This window comes from Sporolactobacillus terrae DSM 11697 (genome assembly GCF_000648615.1).
In the GTDB taxonomy this organism is placed as follows: domain Bacteria; phylum Bacillota; class Bacilli; order Bacillales; family Sporolactobacillaceae; genus Sporolactobacillus; species Sporolactobacillus terrae.
In genome coordinates, this window is the sequence record NZ_JFZC01000047.1 from 45,438 (window position 1) to 57,243 (window position 11,806).

The following is an 11,806-nucleotide window of genomic DNA, read 5'->3' on the forward strand; positions in this document are numbered from 1 at the left end:
TTATCCACAGGTTAATAACTTTCTGTTAAGTGAGTGCCGCATAAATTTCTAATGAAAAAAGGAAAGCCGACGGTGCTTTCCCTTTTTTTACTTTATGTTCAGAGAAAAGTCGTATCAAACGTTCATCAAATCGTAGAAATGCAGCCATGGTTGTATCGAACTTTGCAAAAAGCGTGGCGAGCCTCAATAACCCTTATAACTGGCTGCGTTCAAAAAAGTTGCGCCAAATTGAAGGGCTTTCGGCATCCTTTCGCTAATTATAATCTATGAGAACGCTAAGTGATCTGAATGAAAAGTAGGTGAGATGCTTGAATAAAAGTTTCCATGCGCTTGTGGTTAACAAAATCGAGCAAAGTTTTTCACGCAGGATTGAATCCTTAACATTAAACGATCTGCCTGAAGCAGGCGTGCTCATACGCGTTTGCTACTCAGGGATCAATTATAAGGACAGTCTTGCAGCCATTCCTAACGGACATATTTTGAAAAACTATCCCTTTGTGCCCGGTATTGACCTCTCAGGAATTGTCGTATCCTCAGAAGACCCGCGTTTCAAAAAAGACGACCCGGTCATTGTAACCGGTTACGGCCTTGGTGTTTCCCATTTTGGCGGATTTAGTGAATACGCACGGATCCCCGCTGATTGGATCGTTCCGCTGCCTTCAGGGCTAACACTCAAGGAAGCCATGAGGATTGGAACCGCCGGCTTCACTGCAGCACTGTCTGTTTTTCGCCTGGAACAGGCAGGGATTGCGCCGGACAAAGGAGAGGTAATCGTCACTGGTGCGTCGGGCGGCGTCGGCAGCCATGCCGTTGCACTACTTTCCGATCTCGGTTATTCGGTTGTCGCAAGTTCCGGAAAAAGCGCCGAGGCATCAAGCTATTTGAAAATGCTAGGCGCGCAGAGCGTTATCGCACGTGAAGCTGTATTTGACGGAACGGTAAAGCCGTTGCAAAAACAGCAGTGGACGTCGGCAGTTGATTCGGTCGGGGGAAAGCCGCTTGCCGGATTACTCGGCAGGATGCGCTATGGCGGCTATGTTGCCGCCTGCGGACTCGCAGCAGGGTCTGAGCTCCCGGCAACCGTCTTTCCATTTATTTTACGCGGCGTCAACTTGCTCGGGATCGACTCTGTTTCTTGCCCGATGGAGCTCCGCCAGGTCATTTGGCAGCGGCTCGCCGAATTGCATAAGCCGGAAAAGCTGGCAGCAATCGCTCAAAAAGAAATTCCCTTGAGCCAGCTTCCAAACGCCTTGCCCGCCCTGCTCAGCGGCAAAAAGATTGGTCGCACCATCGTAATATTAAACCCGGAGGTCACTGATGAGTAAAAGAGCCGTGCGAGAAAATTCGCTCTGCTCTTTTATTTAACCCTGCTTAGCGGTTAAACATGCGTTTCACCAAGACGAAAATACCAACAATCAGCAAAAGAATTAAAAACCACTTGAACAAAAAACCAAAGAAGATGATGAAAATAATTGCTAGGACGGCTAGCACAATCCATACTGCCGATGTAATCAGCACACCGCCGATTACAATGAAGATAATAAAGAGAATCAACGCTGCAATCAATCCGAAAATAAGTCCCATAATGTTCGTTCCTTTCATGACCCGTTCGACTAAGATGCATGTGGCCGTTCATCCCTTGCCCAGCCGCATCTCTATAATCCTACTATAGTACACCAAGCCGTCCAGGGTAATGCGCTCAAGTCCGGATTCCGCTACGCCTTAAGACTTATTTTTTGCCAATGGCAGGAAACGGACCCTTTGAGTTAGGCACACATCCGCCACAAAACCATACAGTAAAACCATAGGTGACTTTATCAAGAAGAATAGGTGAGGGGTGACGCGTATGGAGTGGCGATCGTTTCAAGGCATTGTTACGGCGATTGACGATTATATCACCAGCCCGAGCGGTGAAAATTCAGGCTGCTGGAAGCTGATGACGCTGGAGAATAACGATCAGGTTGTTCGTTTTGTGGTGTCGCCAATGACTTACGTTGTCGACCAAGCCAAGATTCGAATTGGCGATCGGGTCAGCGGATATTATGACGGAAACGCGCCGGTTATTCTCATCTATCCACCGCAATACCGAGCGCTCATTCTTGTAAAGGAACGCTCCGATCAGAATGTAAAGGTCGGTTTTTTCAACGAACAGCTCTTGAGCCGCGATGGTCAACTACAATTAAACTTGGGACCGTTTACACAGGTTATGCTGGCAAACGGCCAAGACTTCAATCCTAATCCGGCAAATCGTGATTTGATTGTGATTTACGGCGCAGCAACAAAAAGTATCCCCGCCCAAACCGTGCCGTACAAAATCATCGTTTGGTGTCCGATGCCGTGAAGACGATACGGGCAGCCGCAATCAGGCTGTCCTTTTTGTTGCAGCTGGACAAGCTGGCTTGCGGTTCTCTTTGCGTGCGCTTAATGAGAAAGACAGCTATCATTAAAGAGATCATGTGATTGTCCGCTGAAGGCATTCCGCAAAAAACGTATTTTGAGGAGGTTTCTGATGAAGTATCGCCATCTCGGCAGTACCGGCGTCAAAGTCAGCACCGTCAGTCTGGGCAGCTGGCTGACTTACGGCGGTTATGTCGCACAAGAAAACGCAATAAGTACCATTCATAAAGCTTATGATCTGGGCATCAACTTTTTTGATACTGCCAATGTATACATGCGCGGTGAAGCGGAAAAAGTCGTCGGAAAAGCGATTAAAGCCTTCCCACGTGAAGCGATCGTGCTCTCGACAAAAGTATTCTTTCCGATGGGTGATGGACCAAATGACCATGGCCTTTCCCGAAAACATATTATGGAACAGGCGAATGCCAGCCTAAAACGATTGAACACCGATTATATCGATCTGTATTACTGCCATCGCTTTGATCCGGAAACACCGATTGAGGAGACGCTGCGTGCGTTTGACGATTTGATTCATCAAGGCAAAATAAACTACATCGGTGTCAGCCAATGGACGGCGGCTCAAATCACCGAAGCAGCACATATTGCCGATCAGAAACTGCTTAATCATTTCGTGGCAAATCAGTCTAAATACAATATGCTGTCCCGCGAAATCGAAGCCGAAGTGATTCCGTCAAGTGCGGCGCATGGTGTCAGTCAGGTCTGCTGGTCGCCGCTCGCGCAAGGTGTGCTGACCGGAAAATACAGTTCCGTCAGTGAATTTCCGGCCGGTAGCCGTGCCGCCGAGAATAAAGGCGGGATCCGCACGTATCTGACCGAACTCAATTTGAGTAAAGTGAACAAACTTAAGAAAATCGCTGCTGAATTAGGCGTCAGCATGGCACAATTGGCCCTTGCCTGGGTGCTTCGTCAGGAGCAGGTTGCCAGTGTCGTCGTAGGTGCCAGCAAAACGGAACAAATCGTGGACAATGCCAAAGCCGCTGATCTGATCTTAGATTCAGAGACCGAAAGACGGATCGAGGAGATCCTGAGCACTGAATGATTCAGGTATCGAATTTGAATTAAACGCTAAAAACCCCTCGCGTGAACTGCCACGTGAGGGGTTCCTTTTTACACTGGTAAGAAAGTATATAAAAAAATTCAAGGAAACGAGTGTCAGTACAACTAAGACTTTGCCCTCGCCAGAGGTTTGGCAAAGCCAAGTTTTCTAATACGATTAAGCTTTTTCCAACACAAGCTTTGCCTTCGATTGCTTCTTTTCTTTCTTAAATTCTGCCATTTCGGTACTGTAGTCTTCTGAACCATAGAGATGGAGCACGCTGCGGCAGAGCCATTCGAAGAAGAAGCCGCCGGCAAAGGGTGCGGCGATGTAAACCAAACCGATAATCAGCAGATTCGCCGCTGTTGCGCCGCCAGGCATAAAATGCAGCGCATTGATCGGTCCTACCATTCCAGAGAAGCCGAATCCGGCACTGATCGGCGTTCCTTTAATTTGGAACAAGGCACCGATGACGCCAAGGAAGGTTGCGTTAAGCACAATTGGAATACAAATTTTCGGCTGACGGACCATTGCCGCAATCATGATCTTCGGTGTCCCCAGCAAGATGGAGAGAGAAAGGCCGATTTTATTGACGCGCAGTCCACCGACAAACATACCAACGGCCGCCGCCACGCAGCCCAAATTGCCTGCTCCGGATGCGATACCGCTCATGCCAATCGCCGATGCAATGGCTACGGTTGAAATCGGCGAGATCATGACGACCGAGAAAACGGCTGCGATCAAAACGCTCATCGGGATCGGTTGAAGCATGGAGAAGCTATTGATCACTTGTCCAAGCCCAACCGTTACATTGTGGACGAACGGATAGAGAACAACACCTAATCCGCCTCCGACGATACAGATGACCGGTGGCAATACAAGTGGTTCGAACGATTTCAAACGATGGCCGATCAGAAGCACCAAGGCGCAAGTGACACTGATCGTCACCAAGGTATTCACCAGATCGCCCATTCCGGTAACGACGATGCCATTGGCTGTAAATTTCAATGCACCCGATCCAGCCCATGAGGCAGCTGCCACGCAAGCCATCGGAATCGGCTTCATTTTGAACTGGTAGGCGACAGCCGCCCCAATTAGTAGAGGAACGGCCAGCATGAAGATTGTGACCAATTGATAGATCGTACCGAAAACCGGCACCCGTCCCATCAACGCTTTACTCAATTCACCGAGCAATGCCGACGGTACCAACGCTGCCACAATTCCAACCGCATGACCGACAAGCACGTGATTTACAAACGTTTTCACCGTCATCTTTTCTCTTCCCACCTGCAACACCCTCTCCTGTTTTCTTTCTCTAGTTCTTCTTCATCAATGGTGAGTGTTGCTATTCTAACACATCGCATTTCGCAATGCAACGCGTTTATTCACTAAAGTATTTTTCCCATGATTTCCCGCTCGTTTAGCGATGAGCGCACGAATCCGGGCATCCAAGGTTGGAAAAATTTTTTATCGTTGCCGCCAAAAGCACAGTTAACATCTGTGTTTTATTTGTTTAATGAGCCGAGCCTTGCTAATATAAACAGATAGAAAGAAGCTACAAACCCAAAAAAGAGGAGCAAAACAGATGAAGCATCACGTCAAGCCAGTGTTTATCGGATTAATTCTTATACTAATTTTTGCTCTGTCCGCATGCGGATCCAGCACATCCGGCTCACTCAGCACGAAAGAACTTACCATCGGGGTGACCGGCGGACCACACGAACAGATTATGGAGCAGGTTGCGAAACTTGCCAAAAAAGATGGGCTCACCATTCATTTAAAAGTCTTTAACGACTATAACCAGCCGAATACCGCATTGGATGGCGGCGATTTGGATGCAAGTAGCTATGAAACCCTGCCGTTTCTAAAAGCACAAATCAAGGACCGAGGCTATAAAATAACGGATGTTTTCAAGACGGTCGCCTTGCCAATGGGGATCTACTCCAATAAAATCAAGCATCTCAAGGATCTAAAAAAAGGAGACAAGATCGCCATCCCAAACGATCCATCCAGCCAACCGCGCAGCCTGACCCTTCTTGAAAAAGCAGGCGTCATCAAAATGAAACCGGGAACGCAAACAACCGGATCTACCCGTGACGTTGCCAGCAACCCCAAAAAAATTCAGTTCGTTGCCATGGATCCCGCGCAAATTACCTCCCATTTGGACGAAGTCACTGCAGCAGCGATCAATTCCAATTTCGCAATGGGTGCCGGACTGACGATTTTGGACGATTCGATTGATCATGAATCGCTCACGCATAACCGCTATCCGAATTATTTTGTTGTCCGCAACGAAAATAAGAACGATGAAGTGGTCAAGCAAATCAAAAAATACTACCATTCTGATGAAATCAAAGCCTATATCAAAAAAACATTTAAAGGCTCGGTCGTACCCTCCTGGTAAACTTAAATACGAAAAGCCCTCGCACAGCCGATTTTGCCTCAGCGCTGCGGGGCTTTTTGCATACGTGTTTAAGATTTATTTCCTGCGGGTTGCTTGCTGCTGGTCCGGTTCAGCATAATATCAATAATCTGACGATCCGTTTGCCGCATGCCATCTTTGGCCAAAACTCCAACGTTACGAATGGTGGCGTCCACACCTTTTGTCACAATACCATCGCCGCCAAAAAATTGCTGCTTATTCTGGTACATGTGATAACCAAGAATGCCGGCATCAACCGCCGAGGAGATTTTGGCCGCACAAGAAGGCTTTGCGCCGTCGCAAACAATCCCCGATGTGATCGCCAGTGCATTGACAATCGTATGCGCAATCTCCTCATAACCGCCGCCATGTAGATAAGCTATACCGGCACCCGCGCCGCATCCGGCACTCACCGCACCACAGTATGCGGAAAGGCGTCCGATGCCCGCTTTTTGGTAAATGGTCGTCAGATTCGACAAGACCAGGGCGCGATAAAGCTTTTCACGTGAAACATGTAATGCTTTTGCATACTCAATCACCGGAAGCGATGCGGTCATTCCTTGGTTGCCGCTGCCTGAGACAATCACGACCGGCTTTTCGCAGCCGCTCATCCGTGCATCGGATCCGGCCGCTGCGGCAGCGCGAGCGCGCGTTCTAATATCATTGCCATATGCTTTCAGCAGCACTTTCCCTATATTAGCGCCCCAATCGTGCTTTAATCCTTCTTCCGATACAGCACAGTTATACGTGACTTGCCTTTCAATGATTTCCGCTATATCTTCAAGACGCACGCTGTCTGCAAAGTCTAAAATATCTTTGACATTTAGACTGTTCCGATCCGTCAAGCCGCCGCCCTCAGCAGGGCCGTCCCCTTTTTCGAACTGAGTTTCCCCATTTCGCACGATCCGAACGATGTTGGTATGCTTGTCTTCAATCACAACCGTTGCTTCGTCATTGCCCTTTTTCACCGTTGCCGCAATAAAAAAAACAATGTCGTTGTGCGCTGGAAGTACCGTCACGGTATGCGCTTTAAGATATTCCTTAATCTGAGACTTCGCCGCCTCTTCGATCGCGCCCAGCACTTCCAATTTCTTTGAGGCATCTCCGGCGACAATGCCTGCCACAGCGGCTGCCGCAATTCCTTTTAGTCCCCCCGTATTCGGAACGACGACACTTTTAACATTTTTGATGATGTTTCCGCTTGCCTCAATCGTGCATGTGTCGGGCAGCACGCCCAGTACTTCTCTTGCCATTGCCGCCGCATAAGCAACGGAAATCGGTTCCGTGCAGCCTGTCGCAGGAATAAGCTCCTCTTTTAAAAGATTCAAATAAATGTGGTAACTACAGTCGTCCGGTTTCATAACCTTTCCTCCCCAAGAAAGTCAAATGAAACGCCGCACGGAACGCGATTAAAACTCGGTTCACACGCAGCGGCCTTTTCTATATGCTTTCGCACGATCGTTCACGCTGTCCTCATGCATCATCATTAAAATTCATTTTCACTTCATTATAAAAGAAATTCAAGAGGAAATAATGTCAATAGACGGACAAATTCCGCAATTCGTCCTTTCATATAAATAAATCTGATTGCTTCTGCTACGTTTGACTATATTCTGCGTGCCTTTCTATGATGTTCATGAACCATCCTAAAGGTTAAGGAGATCCTTTTCTATGAACCCACTATCGATTCTAAATGATCCTTTTCGAAACAAAGGAACCGCGTTTACAGAAGAAGAACGGCGAAACTATGGATTGGCCGGGCTGCTCCCGCCTCGCGTACAAACCTTGGCGGAGCAGACGGAACAAACCTATGCCCAATTCAAATCAAAGTCATCCAACTTAGAAAAACGGCTTTTTTTAATGCAAATTTTTAACGAAAACCGTGTCTTGTTCTTTAAGTTATTCAGTCAGCATGTTGTTGAATTTATGCCGATTGTCTATGATCCGACGGTTGCCGACACCATCGAAAACTACAGCAATCTGTTCGTAGAGCCGCAGAATGCCGCTTTCTTGTCGATCAACGATCCGGATGCAATGGAAGATGCTTTAAAAAATGCCGCTGGCGGTCGTGACATCCGTCTGATCGTTGTCACCGATGCTGAAGGCATTCTCGGTATCGGCGACTGGGGCGTGCAAGGCGTCGATATATCGGTTGGCAAGCTGATGGTCTATACCGTTGCTGCCGGTATTGATCCGAGTCAGGTGATGCCCGTTGTACTGGATGTAGGCACAAACAATAAAAAGCTGCTGGACAACCCCATGTATCTCGGCAATCGCCATGAACGCATCAAAGGTGATCGCTACACCCAATTCGTTGACCAATTCGTTGAAACTGCGGAGCAGCTGTTTCCAAACCTGTACCTGCACTTTGAAGACTTTGGCCGTGATCATGCCGCCAGCATTTTAAACAAGTACAAGGACAAAATCACAACCTTCAATGACGATATTCAGGGAACCGGAATCATTGTTTTAGCCGCTATTCTCGGTGCGCTTAATATCTCTAAACAGAAAATGACCGAACAAATCTATATGTGCTTTGGCGCAGGAACCGCAGGGGCAGGCATCACCAAGCGTATTTATGATGAATTCCTGCAACAGGGCTTGTCTGAAAAAGAGGCCAAACAACACTTTTATATGGTGGATAAGCAGGGCTTGCTGTTTGATGACGATCCAACGCTGACCCCGGAACAAAAGCCATTTGCTCGCAACCGTTCGGAATTTGAAAACCCGGAACAATTCACGGACTTGCGGGCTGCTGTTGCCGCTATTCATCCAACCATTCTCGTCGGCACCTCGACGCAACCGGGGACGTTTACCGAAGAAATCGTGAAAGAAATGGCCGCTCATACCGAACGCCCGATCATCTTCCCGCTTTCCAACCCAACGAAACTCGCTGAAGCCAAAGCGGAAGAGCTTATTCAGTGGACGGACGGCCGTGCACTCGTTGCGACAGGCATTCCTGCTCCGGACGTCCGCTACAACGGCATCAGCTACCACATCGGCCAAGCGAACAACGCCCTCGTTTATCCTGGACTCGGCCTTGGCGTGATCGCTTCAACGGCACGATTATTAACAGATGAAATGATTTCAGCTGCCGCCCACTCGCTCGGCGGTATTGTTGATCCGGATCAACCGGGTGCGGCTGTTCTCCCGCCGGTTTCCAAGTTGGATGCCTTCTCGCAAACGGTTGCTCTGGCTGTGGCCAAATGCGCGGTTGCGCAGAATCTGAACCGGGAACCAATGACTCATGTTGCCGCGGCAATTGAAAAAGAAAAATGGCTCCCTGAATACAAAGATCTAGGCGATCAACGATGACATTAGAGAAAATCAGCTACAAGAAATTTCTGATTCCTGTATTGGTTGGCGTCATTTTATGGCTGCTGACGCCAATTAAACCGGCAGCGGTTTCCCCCGCCGCTTGGCATATGTTTGCCATTTTTGTCGCCACCATTATCGGCTGCATCACCCAGCCGCTGCCGATTGGCGCCGTGGCCGTGATCGGCTTTACATTAAGCGTTTTGACCGGAGAAGTACCGCTGGAGACTGCTATTGCCGGATTTGGCAACAACAGCATTTGGTTGATTGCGATGGCGTTCTTTATTTCTCGCGGGTTTATCAAGACCGGACTCGGCACAAGGATTGCCCTAAACTTTGTCAAACGATTCGGCAAAAAAACACTGGGCCTCGCCTATTCACTGATTGGTGTCGATCTGGTTCTGTCTCCAGCAACGCCAAGCAACACCGCTCGCGCCGGTGGCATTATGTTCCCAATCATCAATTCACTGTCGCGCTCTTTTGATTCCAGTCCGGAACGTCATACGCAGCGCAAAATGGGATCTTTTTTGATTTTTTCAGCGTTCCACGGAAACATCATTACCTCGGCCATGTTTCTTACAGCCATGGCCGGAAACCCATTAGCGCAGTCGCTCGCCAGATCGGTGCATGTTTCCATCACTTGGATGAATTGGTTCACTGCTGCTTTAATTCCAGGGTTGATTTCATTAATTGTGGTTCCTTTTTTAATCTATAAATGGTTTCCCCCGGAAATCAAGGAAACACCGAACGCCAAGGAGTGGGCGGAAAGTCAACTGCAAGAATTTGGCAAAATGTCGCGTCCGGAAAAATTTATGAGTGGTATCTTCCTTATCTCTTTGGTTTTATGGGTGCTTGGCGGCACAGTGCACATTGATGCAACACTAACCGCATTTATCGCGTTAACGCTGCTGCTGCTTAGCGGGGTTCTCTCCTGGAATGATATTCTTGGTGAAAAAGGCGCATGGAATACACTGGTCTGGTTCTCCATTCTGGTAATGATGGCCGGTCAGCTCAACACACTCGGCTTTATTCCATGGCTCAGCCGTTTTATTTCAGGTGGCCTCCACGGAATGAACTGGATGATCGTGCTTGTCGTGCTCATCCTCGCCTATTTTTACAGTCACTATCTGTTCGCCAGCGCGACGGCCCATATCAGTGCCATGTACAGTGCGCTGCTCGGTGTCGCCCTGGCAGCGGGGGTTCCGGCATTGCTTGCTGCACTAATGCTCGGCTTCTTTGGCAACCTTTTTGCTTCAACAACGCATTACAGCAATGGACCGGCACCGATTTTGTTCTCATCAGGTTACGTCACGCAACAAACCTGGTGGAAATTAAACGCGATGCTCGCCATCGTCTATTTCATCATCTGGCTCGGGCTCGGTTCACTGTGGATGAAATTAATTGGACTTCTCTAAGTACGCGCTTCTTAACCGTTCAAGCGGTCTACAGGTCTCGAACTGACCCTATATAAAAACCGCCGATCCTTTTATCAGAACGTCCTCAATCCTCATACTTAGTATCATGGAATCCAAAACCGCTCCATTGGGCGGTTTTTTCATGCGTACGGTACATGATAGAATAATGGATAAGACGATTTAATGAGAGAGGATTCCGAATGAACATACGTGATCTGCACTATTATAACCGGCTGTGTCAGGATAAAAATTTCACAAAAGTTGCTCGTTTTTTTAAGGTCAGTCAGCCGACGATCACGGCAGCAATTCAGCGGTTGGAAAAAGAGCTCGACGCACAGCTGATCATTCGCGACCAATCGCACAACGCGCTCACCTTCACGGATTGCGGCAGACAGTTTGCGCAGCATGCCACGCAAATGCTGCAGGAATTAAAGACAGCACAGTTAGAAATTTCAGCGATCAAACACGAACGCGTCCGGCTAGGCCTGCCGCCAATTATCGGCAGCGCGCTGTTCCCGGCCCTTTCAGCAAGACTTTCCCAGAAAAATCTGCTTGGCCATCTGGACACGCATGAAGACGGCTCCAAGTCGCTCCTGAATCAGTTAAAAAACGGACAGCTCGATCTCGCCTTACTTGGCTCTACCACGCCTATTCAAGATGACCAGCTGTCCGTAAGTTTGCTTACACGAAAGCCGTTTAAAGTGATTACAAGCCCAGCACACCCTTTAGCCAAAAACGGTTCAATCCGATTTTACGATCTTGCGCAAGAGTCCTTCATTCAGTTAAATGAGCGTTTTGTGCATTCCATCGCCTTCAATCAACTCAGCCGACAGGCACAGATTAAACCGAAACTCATCTACCAAACCAATGATGTGCAGATTATCAAAGGCATGGTTGCAAAGGGTGTCGGCATCAGCCTGCTCAGCGCGGCCGCCCTGCTGCCGCAGGATCCGGTCGCCGTATTGACGCTCCGCGATCAGCCGCAGCCGGAATTCTTAATCCAGCTCGTCTATCGATCAAATCATCTTCTGACCAATCTGCAACAAGAAATGATTCAGCTGTTTATGCAAGAAAATTTTTAAATGACCACATTCCCGCTCTTCAAAAAAACTTGAACCCGCCAAAGCATGAGAAAAAAATTCGTTAAATGACTCGCCAAAAATTTTGATGATTGACGAAATTGTCGCATTTTGGTAACAT

The 11,806-nt window shown here is 48.3% G+C and carries 10 protein-coding genes; 7 read left to right on the top strand and 3 right to left on the bottom strand.

Going from position 1 to position 11,806, the window contains the following annotated elements; translation table 11 throughout:
- Nucleotides 1–308: 308 nt before the first annotated feature.
- The gene (locus tag AA84_RS0110440) at nucleotides 309–1,325 is read left to right on the top strand and encodes an oxidoreductase (protein WP_028977153.1); all 1,017 of its coding nucleotides are present in this window, start codon (nucleotides 309–311) and stop codon (nucleotides 1,323–1,325) included.
- A 46-nt stretch (nucleotides 1,326–1,371) separates the two neighbouring features.
- On the opposite strand, the gene AA84_RS0110445 is transcribed toward AA84_RS0110440, so the two are convergent.
- The gene (locus AA84_RS0110445; protein WP_028977154.1) at nucleotides 1,372–1,584 is read right to left on the bottom strand and encodes a hypothetical protein; all 213 of its coding nucleotides are present in this window, start codon (nucleotides 1,582–1,584) and stop codon (nucleotides 1,372–1,374) included.
- Between the two features lie 262 nt (nucleotides 1,585–1,846).
- Here AA84_RS0110445 and AA84_RS0110450 point away from each other — a divergent pair, with 262 nt between their 5' ends.
- Together AA84_RS0110450 and AA84_RS0110455 are read left to right on the top strand one after the other, a co-directional pair.
- Nucleotides 1,847–2,341, top strand: a complete 495-nt coding sequence (locus tag AA84_RS0110450; protein WP_028977155.1) for a hypothetical protein — start codon at nucleotides 1,847–1,849, stop codon at nucleotides 2,339–2,341.
- Between the two features lie 168 nt (nucleotides 2,342–2,509).
- Entirely contained in the window at nucleotides 2,510–3,457 is a 948-nt protein-coding gene (locus AA84_RS0110455) for an aldo/keto reductase family protein (RefSeq protein ID WP_028977156.1), read from the top strand.
- Nucleotides 3,458–3,631: 174 nt separating this feature from the next.
- Here the strand turns inward: AA84_RS0110455 and AA84_RS17650 are convergent, their stop codons facing one another.
- Entirely contained in the window at nucleotides 3,632–4,726 is a 1,095-nt protein-coding gene (locus AA84_RS17650; RefSeq protein WP_223362344.1) for a PTS sugar transporter subunit IIC, read from the bottom strand.
- A 313-nt stretch (nucleotides 4,727–5,039) separates the two neighbouring features.
- On the opposite strand from AA84_RS17650, the gene AA84_RS0110465 reads away from it, so the two are divergent.
- Entirely contained in the window at nucleotides 5,040–5,858 is an 819-nt protein-coding gene (locus AA84_RS0110465; RefSeq protein ID WP_028977157.1) for a MetQ/NlpA family ABC transporter substrate-binding protein, read from the top strand.
- Between the two features lie 68 nt (nucleotides 5,859–5,926).
- On the opposite strand, the gene AA84_RS0110470 is transcribed toward AA84_RS0110465, so the two are convergent.
- Nucleotides 5,927–7,237 carry an L-cysteine desulfidase family protein gene (locus AA84_RS0110470; RefSeq protein WP_028977158.1) on the bottom strand — a complete coding sequence of 437 codons (1,311 nt, stop codon included), beginning with the start codon at nucleotides 7,235–7,237 and terminating at the stop codon, nucleotides 5,927–5,929.
- A 310-nt stretch (nucleotides 7,238–7,547) separates the two neighbouring features.
- Here AA84_RS0110470 and AA84_RS0110475 point away from each other — a divergent pair, with 310 nt between their 5' ends.
- The 3 genes from AA84_RS0110475 (at nucleotide 7,548) to AA84_RS0110485 (ending at nucleotide 11,688) form a co-directional block, all read left to right on the top strand.
- Complete coding sequence (locus AA84_RS0110475; protein ID WP_028977159.1) at nucleotides 7,548–9,191, top strand: malolactic enzyme; 1,644 nt, start codon at nucleotides 7,548–7,550, stop codon at nucleotides 9,189–9,191.
- Nucleotides 9,188–10,606 (top strand): anion permease, encoded by a 1,419-nt coding sequence (locus AA84_RS0110480; protein WP_028977160.1) that lies wholly within the window; start codon nucleotides 9,188–9,190, stop codon nucleotides 10,604–10,606. Before AA84_RS0110475 ends, AA84_RS0110480 begins: the two co-directional genes overlap by 4 nt.
- A 200-nt stretch (nucleotides 10,607–10,806) precedes the next feature.
- Nucleotides 10,807–11,688 (top strand): LysR substrate-binding domain-containing protein, encoded by an 882-nt coding sequence (locus AA84_RS0110485; RefSeq protein ID WP_028977161.1) that lies wholly within the window; start codon nucleotides 10,807–10,809, stop codon nucleotides 11,686–11,688.
- Nucleotides 11,689–11,806 lie beyond the last annotated feature (118 nt).